The organism is Lactococcus sp. FSL W8-0209 (assembly GCF_038006585.1).
In the GTDB taxonomy this organism is placed as follows: domain Bacteria; phylum Bacillota; class Bacilli; order Lactobacillales; family Streptococcaceae; genus Lactococcus; species Lactococcus lactis.
This window is the reverse complement of the sequence record NZ_JBBOVN010000001.1, coordinates 1,827,903-1,849,825: the sequence shown is the minus strand read 5'-3', so window position 1 is coordinate 1,849,825 and position 21,923 is coordinate 1,827,903. Positions and strand designations below refer to the sequence as shown.

The 21,923-nt window shown below is 34.5% G+C and carries 41 protein-coding genes; 36 read left to right on the top strand and 5 right to left on the bottom strand.

Annotated features, from left to right (window positions below; genetic code table 11):
- Positions 1–3: 3 nt before the first annotated feature.
- Positions 4–522, bottom strand: coding sequence for a helix-turn-helix domain-containing protein (locus MKX45_RS09165; RefSeq protein WP_254255734.1), 519 nt, complete (start codon positions 520–522; stop codon positions 4–6).
- Between the two features lie 328 nt (positions 523–850).
- Positions 851–1,465, bottom strand: coding sequence for a hypothetical protein (locus tag MKX45_RS09160; protein WP_128267992.1), 615 nt, complete (start codon positions 1,463–1,465; stop codon positions 851–853).
- 155 nt (positions 1,466–1,620) lie between these two features.
- Here MKX45_RS09160 and MKX45_RS09155 point away from each other — a divergent pair, with 155 nt between their 5' ends.
- Positions 1,621–1,866, top strand: a complete 246-nt coding sequence (locus tag MKX45_RS09155) for a hypothetical protein (protein ID WP_128267650.1) — start codon at positions 1,621–1,623, stop codon at positions 1,864–1,866.
- On the opposite strand, the gene MKX45_RS09150 is transcribed toward MKX45_RS09155, so the two are convergent.
- Positions 1,858–2,187 carry a hypothetical protein gene (locus MKX45_RS09150; RefSeq protein ID WP_128267651.1) on the bottom strand — a complete coding sequence of 110 codons (330 nt, stop codon included), beginning with the start codon at positions 2,185–2,187 and terminating at the stop codon, positions 1,858–1,860. The genes MKX45_RS09155 and MKX45_RS09150 overlap by 9 nt on opposite strands.
- Before the next feature lie 131 nt (positions 2,188–2,318).
- On the opposite strand from MKX45_RS09150, the gene MKX45_RS09145 reads away from it, so the two are divergent.
- From MKX45_RS09145 to MKX45_RS09130, 4 genes are all read left to right on the top strand, one after another.
- The gene (locus MKX45_RS09145; RefSeq protein WP_021468383.1) at positions 2,319–2,567 is read left to right on the top strand and encodes a helix-turn-helix domain-containing protein; all 249 of its coding nucleotides are present in this window, start codon (positions 2,319–2,321) and stop codon (positions 2,565–2,567) included.
- A 14-nt stretch (positions 2,568–2,581) separates the two neighbouring features.
- Positions 2,582–3,325: an ORF6C domain-containing protein gene (locus MKX45_RS09140; protein ID WP_254255735.1), complete on the top strand. Its 744-nt coding sequence runs from the start codon at positions 2,582–2,584 to the stop codon at positions 3,323–3,325.
- Between the two features lie 13 nt (positions 3,326–3,338).
- Entirely contained in the window at positions 3,339–3,677 is a 339-nt protein-coding gene (locus tag MKX45_RS09135) for a hypothetical protein (protein ID WP_003130869.1), read from the top strand.
- Positions 3,678–3,827: 150 nt separating this feature from the next.
- On the top strand, positions 3,828–4,031 hold the full coding sequence (locus MKX45_RS09130; protein WP_340817086.1) for a Thoeris anti-defense Tad2 family protein: 204 nt from the start codon (positions 3,828–3,830) through the stop codon (positions 4,029–4,031).
- Here MKX45_RS09130 and MKX45_RS09125 read toward each other — a convergent pair.
- Positions 4,024–4,401, bottom strand: a complete 378-nt coding sequence (locus tag MKX45_RS09125) for a DUF2513 domain-containing protein (protein WP_340817085.1) — start codon at positions 4,399–4,401, stop codon at positions 4,024–4,026. The two genes, MKX45_RS09130 and MKX45_RS09125, sit on opposite strands and share 8 nt — an antisense overlap.
- A gap of 107 nt (positions 4,402–4,508) precedes the next feature.
- Between MKX45_RS09125 and MKX45_RS09120 the strand changes: the two genes are divergently transcribed.
- The 17 genes from MKX45_RS09120 to MKX45_RS09040 all read left to right on the top strand — a co-directional run bounded on the left by MKX45_RS09120 (position 4,509) and on the right by MKX45_RS09040 (position 11,487).
- On the top strand, positions 4,509–4,736 hold the full coding sequence (locus MKX45_RS09120; protein ID WP_340817084.1) for a hypothetical protein: 228 nt from the start codon (positions 4,509–4,511) through the stop codon (positions 4,734–4,736).
- Positions 4,733–4,909 carry a putative transcriptional regulator gene (locus tag MKX45_RS09115; protein ID WP_032943269.1) on the top strand — a complete coding sequence of 59 codons (177 nt, stop codon included), beginning with the start codon at positions 4,733–4,735 and terminating at the stop codon, positions 4,907–4,909. The genes MKX45_RS09120 and MKX45_RS09115 overlap by 4 nt, the downstream gene beginning before the upstream one ends.
- A 103-nt stretch (positions 4,910–5,012) precedes the next feature.
- The gene (locus MKX45_RS09110) at positions 5,013–5,408 is read left to right on the top strand and encodes a hypothetical protein (protein ID WP_340817083.1); all 396 of its coding nucleotides are present in this window, start codon (positions 5,013–5,015) and stop codon (positions 5,406–5,408) included.
- Between the two features lie 10 nt (positions 5,409–5,418).
- Entirely contained in the window at positions 5,419–6,030 is a 612-nt protein-coding gene (locus tag MKX45_RS09105) for an ERF family protein (protein ID WP_340817081.1), read from the top strand.
- Positions 6,027–6,377 carry a single-stranded DNA-binding protein gene (locus MKX45_RS09100; protein ID WP_057720728.1) on the top strand — a complete coding sequence of 117 codons (351 nt, stop codon included), beginning with the start codon at positions 6,027–6,029 and terminating at the stop codon, positions 6,375–6,377. Before MKX45_RS09105 ends, MKX45_RS09100 begins: the two co-directional genes overlap by 4 nt.
- A 133-nt stretch (positions 6,378–6,510) precedes the next feature.
- Positions 6,511–7,311 carry a helix-turn-helix domain-containing protein gene (locus MKX45_RS09095; RefSeq protein ID WP_340817079.1) on the top strand — a complete coding sequence of 267 codons (801 nt, stop codon included), beginning with the start codon at positions 6,511–6,513 and terminating at the stop codon, positions 7,309–7,311.
- Positions 7,295–7,567, top strand: a complete 273-nt coding sequence (locus tag MKX45_RS09090; protein ID WP_128268044.1) for a hypothetical protein — start codon at positions 7,295–7,297, stop codon at positions 7,565–7,567. Before MKX45_RS09095 ends, MKX45_RS09090 begins: the two co-directional genes overlap by 17 nt.
- On the top strand, positions 7,557–7,976 hold the full coding sequence (locus MKX45_RS09085; protein WP_340817078.1) for a RusA family crossover junction endodeoxyribonuclease: 420 nt from the start codon (positions 7,557–7,559) through the stop codon (positions 7,974–7,976). The genes MKX45_RS09090 and MKX45_RS09085 overlap by 11 nt, the downstream gene beginning before the upstream one ends.
- 322 nt (positions 7,977–8,298) lie before the next feature.
- Positions 8,299–8,592 (top strand): hypothetical protein, encoded by a 294-nt coding sequence (locus tag MKX45_RS09080; protein WP_340817076.1) that lies wholly within the window; start codon positions 8,299–8,301, stop codon positions 8,590–8,592.
- On the top strand, positions 8,585–8,734 hold the full coding sequence (locus MKX45_RS09075) for a hypothetical protein (protein ID WP_340817075.1): 150 nt from the start codon (positions 8,585–8,587) through the stop codon (positions 8,732–8,734). The genes MKX45_RS09080 and MKX45_RS09075 overlap by 8 nt, the downstream gene beginning before the upstream one ends.
- The gene (locus tag MKX45_RS09070) at positions 8,727–9,443 is read left to right on the top strand and encodes a DUF1642 domain-containing protein (protein WP_340817074.1); all 717 of its coding nucleotides are present in this window, start codon (positions 8,727–8,729) and stop codon (positions 9,441–9,443) included. The genes MKX45_RS09075 and MKX45_RS09070 overlap by 8 nt, the downstream gene beginning before the upstream one ends.
- Positions 9,440–9,859 (top strand): dUTP diphosphatase, encoded by a 420-nt coding sequence (gene dut, locus MKX45_RS09065; RefSeq protein ID WP_021722227.1) that lies wholly within the window; start codon positions 9,440–9,442, stop codon positions 9,857–9,859. Before MKX45_RS09070 ends, dut begins: the two co-directional genes overlap by 4 nt.
- A 2-nt stretch (positions 9,860–9,861) precedes the next feature.
- Positions 9,862–10,146, top strand: coding sequence for a hypothetical protein (locus MKX45_RS09060; RefSeq protein ID WP_340817073.1), 285 nt, complete (start codon positions 9,862–9,864; stop codon positions 10,144–10,146).
- Entirely contained in the window at positions 10,139–10,525 is a 387-nt protein-coding gene (locus MKX45_RS09055) for a hypothetical protein (protein WP_340817072.1), read from the top strand. The genes MKX45_RS09060 and MKX45_RS09055 overlap by 8 nt, the downstream gene beginning before the upstream one ends.
- Positions 10,526–10,536: 11 nt before the next feature.
- Positions 10,537–10,977: a hypothetical protein gene (locus tag MKX45_RS09050; protein WP_340817071.1), complete on the top strand. Its 441-nt coding sequence runs from the start codon at positions 10,537–10,539 to the stop codon at positions 10,975–10,977.
- A gap of 52 nt (positions 10,978–11,029) precedes the next feature.
- Positions 11,030–11,323, top strand: a complete 294-nt coding sequence (locus tag MKX45_RS09045; RefSeq protein ID WP_340817070.1) for a hypothetical protein — start codon at positions 11,030–11,032, stop codon at positions 11,321–11,323.
- Positions 11,320–11,487 (top strand): DUF1660 family phage protein, encoded by a 168-nt coding sequence (locus tag MKX45_RS09040; protein WP_340817069.1) that lies wholly within the window; start codon positions 11,320–11,322, stop codon positions 11,485–11,487. The genes MKX45_RS09045 and MKX45_RS09040 overlap by 4 nt, the downstream gene beginning before the upstream one ends.
- A gap of 52 nt (positions 11,488–11,539) precedes the next feature.
- Here the strand turns inward: MKX45_RS09040 and MKX45_RS09035 are convergent, their stop codons facing one another.
- Positions 11,540–11,749, bottom strand: a complete 210-nt coding sequence (locus MKX45_RS09035) for a hypothetical protein (RefSeq protein ID WP_340817068.1) — start codon at positions 11,747–11,749, stop codon at positions 11,540–11,542.
- 317 nt (positions 11,750–12,066) lie between these two features.
- On the opposite strand from MKX45_RS09035, the gene MKX45_RS09030 reads away from it, so the two are divergent.
- The 14 genes from MKX45_RS09030 to MKX45_RS08965 all read left to right on the top strand — a co-directional run bounded on the left by MKX45_RS09030 (position 12,067) and on the right by MKX45_RS08965 (position 21,915).
- Positions 12,067–12,339, top strand: a complete 273-nt coding sequence (locus tag MKX45_RS09030; protein WP_340817067.1) for a DUF1359 domain-containing protein — start codon at positions 12,067–12,069, stop codon at positions 12,337–12,339.
- 22 nt (positions 12,340–12,361) lie between these two features.
- On the top strand, positions 12,362–12,760 hold the full coding sequence (locus MKX45_RS09025; RefSeq protein ID WP_010905370.1) for a beta-sandwich lipoprotein: 399 nt from the start codon (positions 12,362–12,364) through the stop codon (positions 12,758–12,760).
- 327 nt (positions 12,761–13,087) lie between these two features.
- Positions 13,088–13,513, top strand: a complete 426-nt coding sequence (locus MKX45_RS09020) for a RinA family protein (RefSeq protein WP_058211293.1) — start codon at positions 13,088–13,090, stop codon at positions 13,511–13,513.
- Between the two features lie 474 nt (positions 13,514–13,987).
- Complete coding sequence (locus MKX45_RS09015) at positions 13,988–14,506, top strand: HNH endonuclease (RefSeq protein WP_340817274.1); 519 nt, start codon at positions 13,988–13,990, stop codon at positions 14,504–14,506.
- Positions 14,507–14,633: 127 nt separating this feature from the next.
- Positions 14,634–15,089 (top strand): phage terminase small subunit P27 family, encoded by a 456-nt coding sequence (locus MKX45_RS09010; protein ID WP_340817065.1) that lies wholly within the window; start codon positions 14,634–14,636, stop codon positions 15,087–15,089.
- Entirely contained in the window at positions 15,079–16,989 is a 1,911-nt protein-coding gene (locus tag MKX45_RS09005; protein WP_340817275.1) for a terminase large subunit, read from the top strand. Before MKX45_RS09010 ends, MKX45_RS09005 begins: the two co-directional genes overlap by 11 nt.
- Positions 16,958–17,167 carry a DUF1056 family protein gene (locus MKX45_RS09000; RefSeq protein WP_340817064.1) on the top strand — a complete coding sequence of 70 codons (210 nt, stop codon included), beginning with the start codon at positions 16,958–16,960 and terminating at the stop codon, positions 17,165–17,167. Before MKX45_RS09005 ends, MKX45_RS09000 begins: the two co-directional genes overlap by 32 nt.
- Entirely contained in the window at positions 17,164–18,342 is a 1,179-nt protein-coding gene (locus MKX45_RS08995) for a phage portal protein (RefSeq protein WP_340817062.1), read from the top strand. Before MKX45_RS09000 ends, MKX45_RS08995 begins: the two co-directional genes overlap by 4 nt.
- 45 nt (positions 18,343–18,387) lie before the next feature.
- Entirely contained in the window at positions 18,388–19,098 is a 711-nt protein-coding gene (locus tag MKX45_RS08990; protein WP_340817061.1) for a head maturation protease, ClpP-related, read from the top strand.
- 11 nt (positions 19,099–19,109) lie between these two features.
- Positions 19,110–20,351: a phage major capsid protein gene (locus MKX45_RS08985; protein ID WP_340817060.1), complete on the top strand. Its 1,242-nt coding sequence runs from the start codon at positions 19,110–19,112 to the stop codon at positions 20,349–20,351.
- A 15-nt stretch (positions 20,352–20,366) separates the two neighbouring features.
- A complete protein-coding gene (locus tag MKX45_RS08980; RefSeq protein WP_340817059.1) occupies positions 20,367–20,687 on the top strand; it encodes a head-tail connector protein in 321 nt (106 codons plus the stop codon).
- The gene (locus MKX45_RS08975) at positions 20,665–21,015 is read left to right on the top strand and encodes a phage head closure protein (RefSeq protein ID WP_340817058.1); all 351 of its coding nucleotides are present in this window, start codon (positions 20,665–20,667) and stop codon (positions 21,013–21,015) included. The genes MKX45_RS08980 and MKX45_RS08975 overlap by 23 nt, the downstream gene beginning before the upstream one ends.
- A gap of 1 nt (position 21,016) precedes the next feature.
- A complete protein-coding gene (locus tag MKX45_RS08970; protein WP_063282431.1) occupies positions 21,017–21,523 on the top strand; it encodes an HK97 gp10 family phage protein in 507 nt (168 codons plus the stop codon).
- Positions 21,520–21,915 (top strand): DUF806 family protein, encoded by a 396-nt coding sequence (locus tag MKX45_RS08965; protein ID WP_340817057.1) that lies wholly within the window; start codon positions 21,520–21,522, stop codon positions 21,913–21,915. The genes MKX45_RS08970 and MKX45_RS08965 overlap by 4 nt, the downstream gene beginning before the upstream one ends.
- Positions 21,916–21,923: the final 8 nt, after the last annotated feature.

The window sequence follows — 21,923 nt, the reverse complement described above, 5'->3', positions numbered from 1 at the left end:
CTCCTATTTATCTTCTAGCTCTTTTCCTAGAGCTTTTTTCATAGCTTCTTTTACTTCATCAGTTAGAGGTCTGCCATCAAATGAAACCCACTTGTCCCAATCAACTTTACTATCGTCTACTAAATCGGCAAGGTCAAATTTTTCTTGTTCGTTTTTAATGGAAACAATTTTAGATTTCTGCTCTTCTTGTTCTTTCAATTGAGAAGAAGCAGTATCAAGAACTATTTTTTGACGAGGTTCGTCAAGTTCGGAGCTAATTTGATTTATTTTATCCAGAATCGTAATTGACTGTTCTGATAAATTTTCATTCATCAATTTACTTAATGGAATAGAAAATATTTTTGCGATGTCATTTAAGACACCCGCTTTTGGCGTGTACTTGCCTTTTTCCCATTCACTTACAGATGAAGAACTTTTTCGCCCAAGTAAATTAGCAAGTTCTAATTGCTCCATATTATTTTTTTGTCTAAGATATTTTAAATTGATAGCAAAATAATTTTCATTACTATTATTCTTTTTCATAGATATATAATAACACATGTTTCGGTAAAAGTGAAATATATTTCTTGTTTTTTATATTATTTTTCGGTTTTTGTGAAGTTTACTCTTGACTTCGGAAAAACCGAAGTGTATAATTAACTCATAAAGTCAAACAAGCGAACAAACAAAACAGTTGCGAAGCTTCTGTGAATGTAGTTACACGTTGTATTCAACTCAGCGTAAGTAGCAAGTTTGGCAAATAAAAAGCCCCAGAGGGGCGGGAGGAGAGAATATTATGGATAATAACTATGGCTCTAACACAGGAGTGCTTTTAATAATTAGCGTTGTTTTGGCAATTTTGTCTATTATTTTAGTCTTCATGTAAATAGGCTTTATATTCTATTGTATCAGCTTTTTTATAAGTCTGATAACTTTGTATCAAGCTATTGTCGTTTCTGGTTTCATAGCACTTATTACCAAAACTTATTGGATAATAAAATGAACCTTCAGTAGTCTCTATATAAACAAAAAGATTATCTTGTTCAGAAATGCTACTCGGTGTAAAATCACCAAAGTAAAACGAATAGAAATCGGATGCTTCGGAGTAAGGGGCTATGGTTGTGGGAATTGTAGAAGTAGAATAAGTGCGGTGATGATTCTTGAATTTGAAATCAGCTAAAATTTCTTGTGAAATTGGTAAGCAATCTCCTTCGTCATATCTATATTTATTAGGGTGAGGTAATCCGTTGAATGTTGATTTGTTTTTATCAAATAACTTCATATGTTTGATGGTTATTGGTTTAGATGAATGATTAATAAAACTCATTCTAACAAAAAGAGTGTTTTGTTCGTTAGAGTCAATACAAAAATCAGAATTTACTCCGAGATTCATCTTAGCTTTTCTATAATTCTGAAAATAAATCCAAAACGAAATTAATAATGATAGACCTGACATTGTTATTGTTAAAAAATCTTTAAAGTTCATAAGAACCTCCAATATAATTTTAGTTTAGTCACTTACATTATAGCACGGAGTTATGATATCGCTCACAATGAGCAGGGAAGACTGGCGAACAGGTTCGATTCCTGAACTTCCCTTACTGCGTATGCAGAAATTTAATAAACAGAAAGGATAATAATATGAACATTATCGAAGCAACAAAAAAAGCCTTAAAAGAAAATAAGGCAATTACAACTCCTGAAGACAAAGAACATGGTACTGTTTTTGTTCCAACAAATTCAATGCCGCTTGGTATCGTTATTGTGCCAACAGAGCCTGGTCTTGAAAAAGTTGAAGGAATTTATAAAGAAAAATGGACTTCAGCTTGTAAGTTTTGGAACCCTAAAGCTGAAGACCTCTTAAGAGATGATTGGGAGTTATTTTAATTTTAAAATCCAATCTGCAATTGTCTTGATAGTATTAATATTTTTGTTTTCAAAATATATTATCGTCTTATCAAGCAAATAGGAATCAATAATGGTATTGTTTCCATACTTATTAAAAACATATTCAGACCTAGATAATTCATTCATAGTTTCCAGAACATCATCTGGTAACCAATCAGGTACTAATTCGTAGATGTCAGAGATATGTCCAATTCTCTTTGCAGAGTTTTTCGAAACACCATTATTAATTTTACTAAGATACTCTTTATAAATTATTGCAAGTAGTTGTTTAGAGTCTTTAGTTAATTGAATATCATCCATATCGCCTACCTCCTTTCTATAATATTTTAGGGTTAGCACTGTTAGAGGTAGCGCTTACTCTAAAGATATTATAGCACCGAGGTTAATAACAAAAACATTAAATTTAAACTACAATTAAGAAAGGAGCCAGTATGGCAACAGCAATTACAGATTTAAGAAAACTAAATCGTTTATCGCAAAGTCAACTCGCAGAAAAGGCAGGATTGACTCAGAAGACAATCGGTAACTATGAAAAAGATATTAGCTTTATCCGAAATGCTCAATACAAAAATATTGAAAAAGTAGCAAAAGCATTAGGAGTATCTGTTGATATTATTTTTTTAGAAGATACTTCGGTTTTTCTGAAACGGATTAATCAACAAAATACAAAAGTAAGCTAAGAAAGGATTCAAAAATGAACGAATTACAAATTACAGAATTAAATGGTCAAAGAGTTTTGACTACTCAACAAATTGCTGATGGTTACGGAACAAAAAAACGGACTATCGTTGATAATTTCGGAAATAATAAATCACGATTTAAAGAAGGTAAGCATTTCTTTTTATTAGACGGAGAAGAACTGAAAAAATTCAAAGACAACAACGAAAATTTCGGTGTAGTCGGAAATCGAGCACCTAAACTTTACCTTTGGACAGAAAAAGGAGCATTACTTCATGCGAAATCTTTAGGAACTGATGAAGCTTGGGATATGTACGATATTTTAGTTGATACTTATTTCAAAGTTCAAGAAGAAAAGCAATTACCACAAACTCCTGAACAACAAATCGCATTACTCGCTCAAGGTAATGTGAACTTGAATAAAAAAGTCGAACAAATCGAAAATTCAGTTCTTGATTTGACTGACCGTTTCGGGCTCCCTTCAAATAAAGCTAAAGTTTTGCAAAAGAAAGTAGCAAGCAAAGTTTATATGTTTACTGGTGGTAAATATTCAAATGCTCATAAGAAGTTAGGAGCTAAGGTATTCAGAGAGTTTTATAAAGATTTGAACAATCGCTTCGATGTTGTGAAATATAGCGATATTTCATTAAGTCGTTATGATGAAGCGCTAGAATATCTTGATATGTGGCAACCCTCGTTCAATACAACGCTTGAAATTCGTGGATTGAACTCACAAACCAGTTTTGATTTTGAAGCTTAGAAAGGAAACAGAAATGACTACAATCGGAAAAGTTAAAATAGTTGAAATCGAAGATGGACCATTCATGACAGACGGAGAAATTGCTAAGTATCTGTATAAGACAGAAGTGTTAGATGAAAAAGGGAATATCGACAAAAAATCTAATGCTTATCTTCGGGCGCAAGGTAATATCAAAAAATTTGCTGATAATGCTCCTGATGGTTTTGTGATTGATGTTGACGGACGACTTACTCACTTGATTGCCTTCTTAGCATGGTCAATTTGGAGCAAGAAGTATCGAGGAATGTCTAGGGCGCCTAAGTTTATTGATTATTTTACAGAAAATAAAAATACACTAACTTCAATTTTATAAAGGAGCTGTGATGACCTACACATACATAGTCAACCCAGAGACGGGTGAAATCCTGTTTGACCTGGTACACGACTTAATCACACAAAACATCAGAGCAATCAAGCTCATTGCAAAGAAATTAAATGCGGTGCTCCGCTAGAAAGGTAGAAAATGAATATTATCGAAGCAACAAAAAAAGCAGTAGATGAAAATAAAGCCATCTACCGCAAATCACTTCCACATATTAAGTTTGTTCCGACAAACTCAAAAAATGTTGCATTTATCGTTTTTTCAGACAATGATGATAGAGCTGGGGGAATGTGGAATCCAATGGCAAAAGACATATTGTCTGATGATTGGGAAGTTCTTAATTAAGTCCAAGAGACTTAGTTATTACTGAAGAAGCGATTGTTGCCAACATTGATAAAGAAACACTACCAACCTTAGATGCAACTACTTTTGTTTCACTCCAAACCTTGGAGTCTCTAACATTATCTAGAAACTCATGGCCTTTCCAAGTTAGACTGCCAACAGAAACATAAAAAGGCCTTGCATTAACCCAATCAATTGTTGCAATGATAAATCCAGCTTCTTCTAGTCGAATAATAGTATATTCTATTTCCTCTTTAGAGAACTCAGAAGATTGACTTTCTTCAAAATCTTTCAGATGAAGGAAACTACCAAATTGATACTTATTCTCCACATCTAGAAGCACAGCACGGACACATTCTTCATTTAATTTCAAATCAACTTTCCTCCTTTCCATAAAACTAAGCAAATACCGCAAATATCTGCTCACAGTAATTATAGCACTCGGAGGATTAAAACGCATACATAGAAAGGGCATTAAAAATGTTCGGATTTAAAACAGAAGAAGAAAAAGCAATTCTTGCTGATTATGACAGGCTTTTAGCTGAAAATAAAGATTTGCTAGCTCATGATAAAGCGATGGAAGAAAACCGCAATGAGTGGATGGATTACGCTAAAGCCATTGAAGCTAAACTTGAAGCAGTTGAAACAGAATTAATTATTCGTCGTAAGAATGATGAATTTCGTCAAAAGTTGGCGGTGATGAAATGAAAAATCAAGTAAAAACAATTAATCATCTTGGACAAGTAGTTTATCAAGAGTCAGTCGAATTTTATAAAGAAAAACTCTCAGTTTACTCAAAAGATTTTCTTCAAAATTCGCTCATCCCTCAGCTTTATGAATGGTCAAATGCTTATAAAGCAGCGGTTGAACTGACAAAATAAAAAAGCCCGCACTGGCATGCGGACTAAGACGTGATATACATCTTTATATATTTTTATATCTAGATTATATCACGTTTCAACAAAAAAAGAAACGGAGAACATTATGGAATTACAACTTATACCAGTAGATGCAGATGGACAAAGGGTTGACTTGAATCCATCAGCTATAAAAGATATGGATAATGCCACACTTACAGGGTTCTTAGCTCAGGCCAAGATTATAGCTGACCTTTATAAAAAGGGCGAAACTGAGGTTAAAAAACGGCTTGATGAAGGTCAACAATTCAATCGTTTGAGTTATGGCAAAGCAGCACAACAAAAAGTCTTAACCATGACTAATAAACAGAAATATGACTTAGTTAAGGCTCATGGTTGGGATTGTGTAGAGCCAATTACTTTAACTAAGCTCAAGAGCAAGTTTGGAGATGGAATAGAACAAGAGCTTGAGCAGTCCGTTGTTTATAAAGATAAGAAAGCACCTCTTAAATGGGATGCGTGAGGTTCGATAAATGAAGAATATAACTCAAAAGCTTATCAAAGTTCAATCTGAGTTAAAAGCACCCAAAGGACAGAAAAATACTTTTGGTAATTATAACTATCGGAGTGCAGAAGATATTCTTGAAGCTGTAAAACCGCTTTTGTCAGAACAAGGTCTATTGATGACAATCACAGATATTATTGAGCAAGTAGGAGAACGTTACTATATCCAAGCGAAAGTTACCATTACTGACGGTGAGGATATGGTAGAGGTTACTGGATATGCTAGAGAATCACTCAATAAAAAAGGAATGGATGATAGCCAGATAACAGGAACGGCTAGTTCATACGCTCGTAAATACGCCATGAATGGCTTGTTCTTGATTGATGACACAAAGGATAGCGACAGCAACGAAAATCGCACAGAACGCGAAAATAGGGCTAAAAAAGTCGATGTGGAAGCGGAACGAGAAAAGCAAGCCAAAATTGCAAAACTTAACACCCAATTTGAAAATGGGCTGAAAGCAGCAAAAGAAAAAGGTGCTCCAATGGAGCTTCTAACTGAGTGGAATAAATTGCAGAAAGTGCAAGCCATTAAAGAAATTGCAAAATGGATTAATGAAAATACGGAGAAAAAATCATGAGTATTATAACAACAGTAGTTCAGGTCAATGATAAAAATACTAGAACAGTCAACACTCAAAAAGGGGAAAAGCAAGTCATCAGTACTCCTATTATTAAAGATTCAACTGGTAAATGGGTTTATGCATCAGCGTTTATTAATTTTAGAGTTGAAAATGGAGATATTTTGACGATTAGTGGACGAATTGAGCAAAAAGAAGATGGTCAGTATTTGAATAATAACTTTGCTTTCCCTACGGTGGAACGCTTGTATAAGCCCAAAGGAGCTGCTTCAAATTCATATCCTGCTAAAGATATTCCAAATATTGGCGAAGATATGGAAATCAACGACGAAGACCTACCATTTTAATTAAGTTATTGCTGGAGGGTGGCGGAACGAGCCGTAAAGTCAATGAGTATTTAGTGTTTACACATAACCACTCATCGCCAGCTTTTAATTTGAAAAATAAAACTTGAAATAAATATAGAAGAAAGGAGAAAGTTTGGAACAAAGTACAAAATTCTTCAATCAAATCCCAGTCCCAATTATAGAGGCTGATGATTTAAATGATTTTGAAAAACTTCTTTTTAGTGAAATATACACGATGGCTAATTCATTTGGAAGTATCTTTCCTTCAAATGCTTATCTTGCTAAAAGATACGGCAAGACAAAAGGAACTGTTTCAGCTAATCTGAAGCGTCTTGAAGAAAAAGGATACATTAAATTAGAATATGAGTTTGAAAATGGAGAAGTTAAAAAGAGATATATTTATCCCTATGTTGATAAATCGGTAGGGGGTATACCGAAGAATCCGCATACCCCTACCGAAGAATCATTAGAGGGTATACCGAAGAATCGTAAGTATAATATATCAACTAATAAATCAATTAATAAATCAAATAATAATATATCGGACAAGTCCGATAAAGAGTCTGATTTAGAAACTAGGTTTAATAATCTTTGGAAAATATATCCTAACAAAAAAGGTAAACCTAAAGCTCTATTAGCTTATAAAAGAGCTGTAAAATCTGGAACGACAGACGAAGAGATTAAAACGGGTCTTGAAAACTATTTGTCAGAAATTAGAGTTAAAAATACCCAACAGAACTATATAAAACATGGTAGCACATGGTTTAACGGCAAAGGTTGGGAAGATGACTATGATTTAACGCCTATTCAAGGATTTAAAAATAGCAAAGTTGTCAAATCTGCTCCTAACTGGTCTAATCAAAGATTTGAAAAAGACGAAGAAACGCTGACAGCGGAAGAATTCGAGGAATATATGAATGGCTTGGACTCTTAAAAAACGTGCTCTTGATGAGGGGCTATCAGAATATTACCGTAGCTTTATTCCTGGGATTACCCATAAACAATACTGCAGATATGTTGAAAAAGCTTATGAAGAGGAAATAGTATTAAGTCCTATCACTTTTATCGCAATAGTTAAAGGTATTGATAATGAAAAAGCAACCGAAATATTTTTTGAAAAAAATAAAGAACTGACAGATTCAGGAGTAATTCCTGCAATTGCTAGATTTGGAGAAGCAAGTGAAGTTTGAAATAGCAATAGAGCCAATGGCAAGCCCAAGACCTAGATTTAGCAGTAAAGGCGGATTTATAAAAGCTTATATGCCTAAGGAATACATGGCTTGGAAAGCTCAACTCTTGTTCAAGTGGAAATTGCTGAAATTGAAACAGGAAGTTTCAGGAAAACCACTATTTGTTAAATTGGGCTTCTATCTTGAGCCACCAATAGCAGTATCAAAAATAAAAAAGAATCAAGTAGCACTTAAAGCAGAAGCAATGCCAGTGGTTAAAAAGCCAGATATTGATAATTTGCAGAAATCTGTACTTGATGCACTAAATAAACATGCATGGCCAGATGACAACCAAATCAGTGATATCTATGCTAAGAAGCGCTACAGTTTGCGACCGCGGATAGAAATTGAAGTTACAGAAGTAGAATAGCTATAATTCATGAAAAATACGGTTACATTGAGCGCTTAAACCATTTCATGGATAATTTATCACGAACTAGCTAAAAGCGCTTAGAAGCTAAAATATGAGGTAGTAATATGTTCAGCAAAAATGAAATAAGGCGTGGAGATAAAATATGCTTCCGCGACACAAAATTCTTAAAAGTTATCGAAGTTACTGACAAATACATAACGGTTGAAAAAGACCAGTTCACTAAAAAATCAGTTAAGCGTGATGATTTTAGAATTGTAAAAATAAATGGAAGATACCATGCATGTGAACTCTTTGACAGAGTTGTGAAGTGAGGGATGAGATGAAACTAAGCGAGATTGAAGCGGTAGCGAAAGTCGTAAAAGAGGAAACTTCTCTTGAATATGGTGAATTAATATCAGAAGATAGCCAAGGATTACCAAATTTGCCAGTAGGGACAATGCTTTATAGTGCAGAGCAAATGCAAGCATTCGTGCTTATAAATGTGAGTATTGCTCTTGCTACGCATGAATTATATGAAGCGGAAGTATGTGGATTCCATTTGAACCAATTGGAAAAAGAAGAAATTGGAAAAATTATTCAAGAATTATTTACGGAGGACACGAAAAATGACTAAGGAATGGGTCGTCCAAGCAGAAGTAAACGGCAGATTCGGAGTAGTAAGACGTAGTGATGCTAACGGAACACGCAGAGCTTTTGATACTCGTGAAGCAGCGCAAAAATATTGTGATATGAGAAATGAGGAGAAAAATGATTAAGTTTGAAGAAGAAGCGATTAAAGAAGCTAAAAAAAGTAAATTTATAATGAACTCTTATGATGGAGAATTTACTGCTTCTGATATTGGGTTAAATATAAAGTTAGGGAGAGTCGCTTTCAACTTTCCGTGGTTAGAATTTGCTAAAAACTGGCACTCAGAAGAAGAGTTTCAGGAGCTATTGGATAAATATAGTAGCCTCAATGATAACTATGAAAAAGAAGTAATTAAAAGTTCTATACTAGAATCGCAAATCATTGGTTTAAAATCCCAACTCCAACAGCAAGCCCTGCCAGTCGTGCCTGAGTGTGTGGGTATTTGGATAAAAAAATGCCAAGAATTAAACTGGATGATTACTGACGTGTTAGCACCAGAAGGTTGGTCATCAGACTTTGCTAAAGATACTGAAAAATGGTTGAAAGAAAGTAAAGAAAACTTTAATTTGCTTGCTCTAGCTTTTATCACTGGCAAATATCAAGTCGAAAAACCGCAGCTGTTCAGACTGAAATTAAAAAATGCACCAATTAGTAATTACTATTTATGGCTAAATCAGGCTACGGGTAAAGTTTTCGTTGACAAAAAGTTCCTTGATTGGACTAACCATGACAATGTAAAAAATATATTTACAGAACAAGAAATTGCTAAAATTTCAGACGGTGCTTTTGTAAATAACGAAGCTTTTGAGCTTGTGCCTGTGGAGGACGGAGAATGAAAAGACAATTTGTAAAACTAAATAAAAATGCGACACTTCCAGAAAGAGCGACAAAACACAGCGCAGGTTATGATATTTCAGCAAGCGAAACAGTTACGATTCAACCTGATGAAATAAAAATGGTAAGTACAGGTCTAGCTGTTCAACTCGGACATGACGAAGTACTGAAATTATATGACCGCTCAAGCAATCCAGTTAAGCGTGGCATTGCATTGATTAATTCAGTAGGAATTATCGATTCAGATTATTATCCTAATGAATTCAAAGGCTTGTTTATGAATATCTCAAAAGAGCCTGTAACGATTGCTAAAGGACAACGAATTATGCAAGGTGTATTTGTCAAATACCTTACAACAGACGATGACAACGCAAATGGAGAGCGTACGGGCGGATTTGGCTCAACTGGGGAGGTTTGAGAATGAAAATTGATTTACCAGAACTTGAGAGAAAGTTAAGCTATGGAATAAATTTAACCATCAAAGAATCAACTATTTTGCTTGAAAGCATGGAAGGTTTTATTGATGACAAAATCGAACTCCAAGAACAGCTTAACACTGAGAAAAAGAAGCTGACAGAAGAGATAGAATCAATAGAAAAATATCTAGATAAATATGGAATGTCATCTTATGGTGCTAATACTCGTCAAGCCTATCTTGAGGGATTGAAACAAGCACTCGCAGCGATTGGAGGGGATGATGAGTGAAATTTATATCGAAGGTAGATTTAAAATGCCAGTTGTTAATACTGACGAATTTGGCTATGACGAAGAAGAAGTTAAAAAGTTTGACTGGGAAGATTTTGCAAAAGATGAATTCTGGAACAGTTGTGATTATATGGGCGAACTAGAAGATAAGTATGACATTACTTTTCATAAGGTCCAACCCCAGCTCACGATTCCGAAAAGCATTGCAGATTTACTTGATAAGTTTATCGAAATTGATTTTGATGATATGGGTCACGAAGATTGGTGGATTCAAGAAAACGGGCTTATTGAGTGGTTTAGTAAAACCCCTAATTGCTATATAAAAGATGCCTACCTCGCAGGCAAAGCCCTCGGAGTTGATTTAGTGAAAGTGATTTAAGGAGAATTGAAATGAAAATTGTATTAAATAAATGTTTTGGCGGATTTGGTTTGAGCCATGAAGCTAAAATGATGATTTTTGAAAAAAGAGGAATCAAAGTATTTCCCTATCTATTCAAGTTTGGTGATGAAGAGTTCTTATATGAAAAATTATCTAAAGAAGAAGCGGTTTCTATTACTAGAGACATAACCTATTTTCAAAAAGACCCTCAGCTTGATAGTTTTTCCAAAGATTGGGGAGAAGAAGATGAATTTGACTCTATTTATTTAGGCTTTGATGATGATAGAGGCAATAAAGACCTCGTAGAAGTTGTAGAAAAACTTGGTAAAAAAGCAAGTGGTAAATATTCAGATTTAAAAGTTGTTGAAATTCCAGACGGTGCAAGCTATGAAATTAGCGACTATGATGGAATCGAAACTGCTCACTATGGCTTTCAAACAGGAAGTGTTTAGAATGACCGACAAACTAATATCGCTGGTCAATGACTGGTGGGGGAGGGATTGAATGTACGAAAAAAAATCATTATATATTAAACCAACAAATGAGATACACGATAGTGGTTTCAAAATGTTAGAAGTTGGCTATGTAAATAATGGAGAATGCAAATCCATAGGACGATGTTCTGATGTTATAAACTTTGGCTTTTGTGGGATGGATATTATGCCAAAAGACTTAAATATTGATGTGAATCCAAACGGAGCAATAAATATTTGGTCATTTAATGACGAACTTGAATGGAAAAGACCTATTTTATCTAATGCTCAAGTGATTGTTAAAAACAAGGAGGACAACCAATGAAACTTTTGTGTAAGCTGTTCGGGCATAAGTGGACGTTTGAAGATAAAAAATTGCTTCTATTGCCATATGGAAAGCATCACTGTGAGCGTTGCGGATTGCTATATAAATATAACGAATCAGAGTCTGATACATACGTTAAATGGCTTGATAAACATATGGATTGAACGCAAAAAAAAGCCCAAATCAAAGATAAGGGCTTCGGGGGATTAACAAAAATTAACGTGATGATATGTCCATGCAAGATAAACAAGGTCTAACCTGGAGTGATGGATATATTTCTTTAACATATTCCATGGCATCAAGGTCATTTTCAAATTGTTTATTAATAAGATACGAATCAGTGACTGTCGGGCGATTAGGGCAAGCACCTTTGTGTACTTCATGATAACCGCTAAAGTCGCCAGTTTTATTTACAACATAACTCATGATTAAATCCTCCTTCAAATAGTTATATTGTATTATTTTAAAACTTTTATTAGTCTAGCACAAGGAATATGACTTGAATAAAGGAGATAATAAAAAGCCCAAGCTGACCAAGCTTGAGCGAAATACTGAACAATATTGCGAATTTTTTTGGTCATCAATATTATAGCACATATAACTATAATTCATACCAAAATAAAAATACCCGAACTGACCAAGTTCGAGCGGGTGTGATAAAAAATATTTTCTATATTTTTTTGTGGTCTAACAAATTATATCATATTGAGCTAGGAACTCGCTAAACTCAACTGGAGGAGAAAATGTCACAAGAAATTACCGTTGATTTTTCAGAACTAATCGCTAAAGCACAAACTAAAATTGATAGACTGCAAGCCATGATTCATGATGTTAGAGGTCAAAAGATTGTTTTAGATGATATCAAAAATAATCATATACCTAGGGATACAAAACTTGGATTCAACTTAATGGGAGTTTATAAATGTTTTATTAAGATTGATGTTGGCACACTCATCCCTTTGTTGGAACAAAACATTGAAGATAATACATCTCTTATTAATGAGTTGGCTAAATAACTAGGAATTGAGGTTGAATAGAATGAAGAAAATCAAAAATATAGCAATTTCCACTGTTTTAGGTGCTTCAGCGCTTATCGGACTATCAGCCTGTTCACAAGCTGATAAAGTGAGCCAAAACGTAAGCAATGATGCAGATAATTTTAAAGTTGAACGCAGAGTGGTTATTATCAATACTCGCACAGATAAAATAGAATTTGTTGCTAAAGGGCTTATCTCTGTTAATACTGAGGACAGTAAGAAACTAGTAATTCTAGCAAAGGTAGGGAAAAGTCAGTACAAAAAAGATATTATTAATTTAACAAATAACAACATGTATACCGTTGAGGACTTATCAGGAGCGAACGTAAACAGTTATAAATATGAAGTGACGTGGTTACCTGAGTCAGTTGTTCCTGTGAAAATTGTTGGAGAAAAATGATGGGGATTTCCATAGCAAACTTTTTAATTACATTACTGACTTATCTTTCAATATGGTCAGTAATTGTAGTTATATTCATTGGACTGATGAGCCTGATAGCTTACTGGGCTTATTTAGTATATAAATTTCTAAGAAAGATAGGAAAATAAACAGCAAAAAAAACTCCACACTTGGTCAGTAGTATGGAGCAACTAATTATCAACTTAGTTTGTGTAATATTTTTGACCAATGTATATTATACACTATTAAACAAAAAAAGCCCGCTGGGAACGGGCTTCGTCAACTGAATTTCTAACTTAATTATACCACAAAAGGAGATTTTGATGAATGGCAGATAAGTTAGATAGAATTATAGGAGATTACGTGAATGGCAGACTTGAAGCCAGAATAAAATCAATTGAAAGCAGATATCTTTATAAGCAAAAAGTAGATAACTTAGGCATTCGCACAGCTTACTCTGGTGGTTCTGAACAATTGAGCCATGTTATAAATCAAGAAAAGCTTGAGAGTGACGAAGAATACCTTAAACTTAAGGAGCAACTAGAGATATTAGACTTTTGGTTTAAGCCTTTGATACCAGATGAAAAAAGAGTTATTGAACTAAAATATAGCGGTTATGCTGGCTTGTACTGGTACCAAGTAATGCAATATTTAGATATCGAAGGAATTAAAGATATTGGCTTGAAAAAAGCTAAGACGATATTCTATAAGTTCAGAAATGATATCTACCGACAAATGCAACACTGTTTTTAGGGCATATTTTTGGACAAAAATTGGCATGAAATTGCCTAAAATTGGCACCTCAACCCTTGTTTTTGCTGATATACTTGTATTATGAAGTAAAAGGCAAAAACACAAATATCATAAGTATCGGTTTGAATTTGCTTCATAAGCTTGTTAGGGTTCGACTCCCTGACTTGCTATATCTACATTTGTTCTATGTCTGATTATACTAGTCCAGTCATGAATAATATAAATTATTAGTGCGGTTGGAACTAATTAGCAAGAGTAAACGTGTGTGGCAACGTTACAGCGAGGTGGATACCTCTATGCTGTATGGATTCAAGACCCTGACTTGCTATTCGATTGCATTGCTTAATACCGGTGCATGGAAAATATAGTGTGGCGAATGAAGTCCATTAAATGCAGAGAGGGATGCAGCTATTATATTTTATTACAGGTTGTCCACTGGGCAGCCTTTTAATGTTGATGAGAGGAGATGCTATCTTGCCAATGACTGGACGTTGTCGTGAGACTAACTGCCACGCTATGGTTATTAGACCACTACACTATTGTACTAAGCATGCTGATAAAGAAGCAGCATATCAAGCAAGCAGAGAGCGATGGGCTAATCGTACTGATAATACTAAAAGATATAAGGACTATAATAAGCGCAAGCGTGAGTATAGCGACATTAAAGTAGAGCAGAATAAGTTCTATCAAAGCAAGCAATGGAAGTCTATACGTGATGTAGTAAGACGTAGAGATAACTTCCTTTGTCAGTACTGTAAAGCACATAACAGAGTAAGAACTGGTAAGATTGTGGACCACATCGTGCCTGTTGAGTTTGACTTGAATGGTAAGACCGTCATGGATAACTTGGCTTTCTGTTGTAGCAAATGCCACACAAGGAAAACTAAGTGGGAACAAATTTATTATGGAACTGGTTACGGAAATCAAATTAAAAATGTAATCCCCATAAAAAATGTAAAAGATGTCCCTGATTTTCAAAAAAATGAACGATAATTTTTAACAACCCTCCCCCCTATCTTTTCACAGGGAAAGCACACACATAGGTCTCATCTTATATCAAAACCCAATTTTTAAAATTTTTATATAGGGGGGGTCAAAACACTAAAAGAAAGGAGAAAAAATGACAGCTAAGAAGTTCAAAGACAGTAATGACGGGAAGTTGTCCTATCGTGCACCTAAGCACCTTTCTCCTCTCGCAAGTGCTTGTTGGCGTAAAACTGTTCCCTTTCTTGATGAACAAAAGCCAGTTGATAAGATTGATTCGTTTTTAGTTGAAATGTACTGTACTCAGTATGAAATTTATAGAAATTCATATGAACATCTAAAAAAACATGGTGAAGTTCAAGAAATTTATAAACCAGTTCAAGATATGACTGGTGAAATTATTGACAGACAATTTCAAGGTTTCAAACGTAATCCAATGACTCAAATTTACTCAGATGCAATAAAAAATCTTACAAAAATTGGTTCTGAGTTAGGTTTATCTCCAAAATCACGTTCTGAATTGATGGAACTTAATATGCAAACAAACGAAAATGAAGATGACGGAATGGGGGATTTCTTCGATGAAGATTGATTTAACTCAAACCCATGATGTTATCGGTACATATCATTCGATAAATTATGAAGATATTAGAGAAGAATATCAAGACCCTGCTACAAAATATGCTTTTGATGTCTTAGATGAAAAGTACACAACAGGATATTTAATGAAGTTAGCATGTTTTAGGCATTTACAGGACTTAAAAAGGATAGGAAATGAAGATTTTCCTTTTAATTACGAAGTAAAACATGTAAAAAGGTTAATGAAGTTCTCTAAAATGGCCCCAAACGTTGATACGATGGAACCAACTAAATTAATGGAGTGGCAGAAGTTTATGTTGTCTCTACTAATAGGTTGGAGGAATAAAGAAGGTGGGAAACGTTTCAGCCGTGCAATTATATCTGTAGGACGTGGTCAAGGGAAAACTTATATGTTAGCCATATTAATGGCTTATTCATTTTTTGTAGAAAGTCGTGGTTTAAGTAACCAAGACTTTTTAGTTTCATCAATTAATGCTAAACAAACAGGTAAATTATATGGCTATTTAAAATCGATGATTAATGTTCTTAGAACAATTAATCCATGGAAAAATATAGCTGATAAAACTGACCTGAGTTTACAAGCTGACAAGATTATTATGAGGAATCATAATAATGTCATTCGTCCAATCTCTCATGAAGCTGGACAATATGATTCATATCACTTTACAACAGCTATCTTCGATGAAATAGGCGAAGTAAAAAGCCGTGATAAGATTTCTAAGATTGTATCAGGGCAAGTTAAAGTTCCTAACCGTCAATTTGTTCAAATTTCAACAGCATATCCTGACCCTACAGTTCCCTTTCATGAAGATGAGAAGATGCTGCAACAAGCTATGGAACAAGACTTTTTAAGAGATGCTGATACTTATCTATGTTTAATTTGGAGTAATGATAGTTTAGATGAAACTTATAAGCCAGAAACTTGGGTTAAATCAAACCCTTTATTAGATTTAGCTTCAGAACATGATAACCTCATGCAAGGACTGCTTGATAAGCGTGATAATGATGTACTTACAGGTGCTGTTCATGATTTCCAATGTAAGAATCTTAATATGTGGCTTTCATCAGATATAGACAGTTATTTAAACCTAGCAGATGTTGAAAAAGCGATTGTTCCTGAATTGAATATCTATGGTCAACGATGTTATGTTGGTGTTGACTATTCTATGTCATCAGATAATACAGCAGTTGCTTTTGTTTACCCGTATGTAAGCGAAGAAGGGCAGGCAAAATGGCATGTTGAACAACATTCGTTTATTCCTTTTCAAGCTGCAGGGTCAATTGAAGCCAAAGAAAAGCAAGATGGTATTAACTATAGAGAACTTGAAACTAAAGGATTCTGTACAATCACAAGTCATCAACAAGGATTAATCAATGATGATGAATTCTATGAGTGGATTGTAAATTATATAGAAGAAAATTCACTTGACGTTTTATTTTTTGGATATGATGCAATGGGAGTGACTAAAGTTATTCAAATGCTGCTTAATAATACTGGATTTAATTTGCAACCTATTAGGCAACGGACAGGAGAACTGGCAAAGCCCACTAAATTCTTACAAAAGATATTTGTTGAAGGAACAATTAGCCGTCTGGATGACAAAATAATGGAAAAAGCATTATTAAATGCTGTTTTGCGTGAAGATTCAGTTGGTATTCAAGTAGATAAGCGAAAAGCTACACTTAAAATTGACGTTGTTGATGCAATTATAGATGCTCTATATCAAGGTATGAATCATTTTGAAGATTATGGAATGGCAAATGATAAAAGCTGGCAAGTTGAGCATATGACACCAGAACAAGTAAAAGAATGGGTTACTAGCCAAGAATCTGGCTTATTAGACCTTGATGACGAAATAGATGATGATTGGGGATTTGATGAAGATTTTTAAAAACTTATTTTCTTTAATTTGGAAAATATTTGATGTACTTATGTTTATTGCTTTTGCAGTAACCATAACAGTGACAATGTTTATGTGGAATATAACAGCTGGTGGCGTTGCTTTATCAGTTGTTTTTATTTTAGCCGGATTAGTTTCTGAATCTATAGAAAAGAAGGGAGGTGATTGATTTTGCCAATATTAAACTTTATCAACCAAACAAATGATCCGCCAGAAGTTGGTAGTGTTCAAAGCTATTTTCCAGATGGAAATGATGCTCAAATAATGGAAAGTTTGCTTGGTGATAATAATGAATGGGTTTCAGCTCGGGCAGTATTAAGAAATTCAGACTTATTTTCTATTATCTTGCAACTATCTAGTGATTTAGCAATAGTTAAAATCAATGCTGAAAAGAAAAAGAATCAAGGAATCATTGATAATCCAAGTACCAATGCTAACAAGCATGGATTTTGGCAATCAATGTTTGCACAGTTACTTTTAGGAGGCGAAGCATTCGCTTATCGTTGGAGAAATGCTAATGGCGCTGATATGAAATGGGAATATTTAAGGCCATCTCAAGTAAATACTTATTATTTCGAGTATGAAAACGGAATGTATTATAACATCACTTTTGATGACCCTAAAATAGAGCCTATTTTACAAGCTCCACAGAGCGATTTGATTCATATGAAACTACTATCAATTGATGGTGGTAAAACTGGAATTAGTCCACTTTACTCTTTAAGACGTGAATCAAAAATCCAAAGAGCATCTGATCGATTAACACTTAGTTCATTGAATAGTTCATTAAATGTTCCTGGTGTACTTACTGTTAAAGGTGGTGGACTTCTTAGCGATAAAGATAAAGCATCTCGTTCTCGTTCGTTTATGAAACGTTCAAGAAGTGGTGGTCCTGTAGTATTAGATGACCTTGAAGAATTTACTGCACTAGAAATTAAATCAAATGTAGCTCAATTATTATCACAAACAGATTGGACTTCTAAGCAATATGCTAAAGTATATGGATTATCTGACAGCTTTGTTGGCGGTCAAGGAGACCAACAATCATCAATCCAAATGATGACTGGGCAATACGCAAGCGCATTAAATCGCTTTTTAAGACCTGCCATAAGTGAATTGGAGTATAAGTTAAGCGACCATATAAGCGTTAATATGAGACCGGCTATTGACCCTCTTGGCGATAATTACTTATCTACTATCAGTACTGCTACAAGATGGGGCGCTGTAGCTGAAAATCAAGCTACATATATCTTGCAAGAAGCAGGATATATTCCTAAAGACCTACCAGCCCCTGAAAATACAAATAAAAAGACAACTGGCCAAAGTAATGAGCCAGTACCATAGGAAAGGAGGTGGTCATGGTGATTATTCTTAGAAAGGAGGTAAATGATGACAGTAATCGAAATCAAAGGAACAATTGTTGGTGATGAATATGGCATGATGTATGACTATTTTGGACTAGGAGATTTATTAACTTGGCCCTCAAAGGTTAAAAATATTTTAAACAGTTCCGAAGATGAAGAAGTTATTTTAAACATCTCATCAAATGGCGGTGATGTTTTTTCTGCTTCTGAAATTTATACGAAGCTTAAAAATTCAAATAAAAATGTTGTTGTAAATATTGAAGGAATCGCAGCATCAGCGGCATCAGTAATTGCAATGGCTGGAGATACAGTAAATATTTCTCCCACGGCACAATTGATGATTCATAAAGCTAGTAGTGGCGGTCAAGGGAATGCTGATGACTTTGAGCATGAAGCTAAAGTTTTAAATGGTGTTGACCAATCTATTACTGCAGCTTATGAATTAAAAACTGGTATGAAACAATCTGATTTGTTGCAGTTGATGTCTAATGAAACATGGATGACAGCACAAGAAGCTGTAGATAAAGGATTTGCAGACAATATTATGTTTGTGGATGCTAATAAACCAGTATTTTCTAACTCAATCGGCAATATTCCAACTGCTGATAAACTTAATGAATTTATGAATTTCATGAATTTCAAAAATCGGAATAACCCTCCGAAAGAAGAACCAATTATAGAAAACAAACAAGCCGATTTACGTTCTCGTAAGTTGGCTATTTTATTAGAAAAATAAAGGAGACTCAAATGGGAGTTAAATTAACAGTAAATCAATTGAACGAAGCATGGATTGCTTCAGGAGATAAAGTCACAGACTTTAATGACCAAATCAACATGGCTCTTAATGATGATAATTTTTCAGCAGAGGCTATGTCAGAATTAAAAAATAAACGTGATAATGAAAAAGTTCGCCGTGATTCATTGAGAGAACAACTTGTTGAAGCTCAAGCTGAGCAAGTGGTTAATATGCGTGAAGAAGATAAAGCGCCGCTTACTAAAAAAGAAAATAATCTTAAAGAACAATTTGTTTCAGATTTCGTGAATATGGTTCGTAACCCTATGGCATTTATGAATACTGTATCTTCAAATACAGACAATGGGTCTGATGGAAACGACAGTGCTGCTGGGCTTACTATTCCACAAGATATTCGTACAGCTATCAACACATTGGTTCGCCAATATGATTCATTGCAACAATATGTCCGTGTTGAAAACGTTACTACACTAAGCGGTAGTCGTGTATATGAAAAATGGACTGATGTTACTCCGTTGACCAGAATGGATACAGAAGATGGAAAAATTCCTGATCTTGATAATCCACGTTTGACAATCATTAAATACTTGATTGGTCGCTATGCAGGTATTATCACAGCTACAAACTCTTTGCTTAAAGATACTGCTGAAAATATTCTTGCTTGGTTATCTTCTTGGATCGCTAAGAAGGTAGTTGTTTCTCGCAATAAAGAAATTATTGCATTGATGGGTGCAGTTCCTAAAAAAGCAACAATCGCCAAGTTTGATGATTTGATTGATTTGGCAATCACAGGAGTTGATCCTGCAATTGTTGCCACTTCATTTTTCTTGACAAATGTTTCAGGATGCAATGAAATCTGTAAAGTCAAAGATGCTTTAGGAAATTATCTTGTTCTGCCAGACCCTAAACAACCAGACCAAATGGTGATTAAAGGCAAACGAATCGTTGTAATTGCAGATCGCTGGCTTCCAAATGGTGGAACAACAAATGCTCCAGTTTATCCACTTTATTATGGAGATATGTCACAAGCTATTACATTGTTTGACCGTGAAAACATGTCATTACTTCCAACAAATATTGGTGCTGGTGCATTTGAAACTGATACTACTAAAATTCGTGTAATCGATCGCTTTGATGTTAAAGTTACTGACTCAGAAGCTTTAGTTGCTGGTTCATTTACTACAATTGCTGACCAAGTAGGAAACTTCAAAACTACAACAACTACTGCCGGATAATCAGGAGGGATTTAAATGAGCGTAACTGTTGATGACTTACTAGATCAGTTATCAGAAGATGATGATCGCAAACCACAACTTCAAATTTATTTTGATACAGCAACAGCATATGTGAAAAATGCAGTGAGTTCTGATACAGTTGACGCTCCATTTTTCAGTGTAGAAAATGTTTCTCCGATTTATGATGTAGCTGTTCTTAGTTATTCAATGGATTTGTGGATTAATCGTTCTACAACTATGCCGCCTACTACTGCTGTAGATCATATGGTTGGGCAGTTGAGAGGTCTTTATTCTTCATGGAAGGAGGTGCAGGATGGTCAAAACTTACAAACCTAATGATTTTAATAGAAAGTGCCAGATTGGAGTTACTAAAACAGTAACTACTCCTACTGGAGGTAAGGTTGAAAAAATTGACCCAGCAACGGTTTTAAATGTTCGATTCGCAGCTAAAATGAGATCACTTGCGCTTCAATTTCAGATAATTGGTACAACTACGGCTGATACATTCGACATTGCAATTAGACATAATAAGCTAGTTACAAAGAAAATGTGTGTTCAAATAGATGATGTTCTTTACAGCATTATTAATATTTCTTCAGATGAATCTGCAAAGCTTATTAAATTTGATATTTTGACTCTTCAAGCGAAGAAGAAAGGAGCTTAATATGGCTACTTTTGAGGAAGCAATGCAACTAATCATTAATCAAGCAGAATCATTAAGCACAAAGATGACTGTAGAAGATAAAGCCGAAGTTACTAAAGCTGGCGCTAAAGTATTTGAGCAAGCATTAGCTTATGAAGTTAGAAATAGACACTACCGTCATCGTGATACTGGAGAAGACCCACATTTAGCAGATAGTATTGTTATGAAAAATAAGAATATTGACGGAGTTAAAGATGGTCAAAGTGTTGTAGGATGGGAAAGAAGTACGGAAAAAGGCACTCATACAAAAGGCTATATCGCTAATATCATTAATAATGGTAGTCGTTTTCCTCAGTTTACAACACGTTCTGGAAGAAAATATAAAAAGCCTGGTGAAGTTGCAGTTCATGCAGATCATTTTATTGAAGAAACAAGAAAAAATCCTATTGTTCAGCAAGGAATATTAAAAGCTGAAGCTGAAGCAATGAGGAAAATAATTAATAGAAAAAAGAAGGAGAATAACTTATGAAAAGACCAGTTGAAATTGTTCAAGATATAATTGCAGCCAGCGGCTTTCCATACAACGAAATCTTTCTTGATTCTATTCCTAGTGAAAAATTAGATTCTAGTAATGAAACGCAAGTTTTATTGACAGAATCTGATAATGGACCAAGTGATTATGGTAACTCAGATTTTATTTCACTCATGTATGGTGTTTATATTCAAATCTTTTACTCGAACGCTGAAGATTCAGATATAAATATTGTTCAAAGCGAAATTAATCTGATGAAATCATTTATAAATAATGATTGGCTTATTGCACAGTCAAAAAGTCACTATATAGACCCTGACACAGGTCAAATTATTAAAAATTTAACGGTGCAACGCATCATGACGTTAAGCGAGATAGCAAATAGCTAACTCGTTTT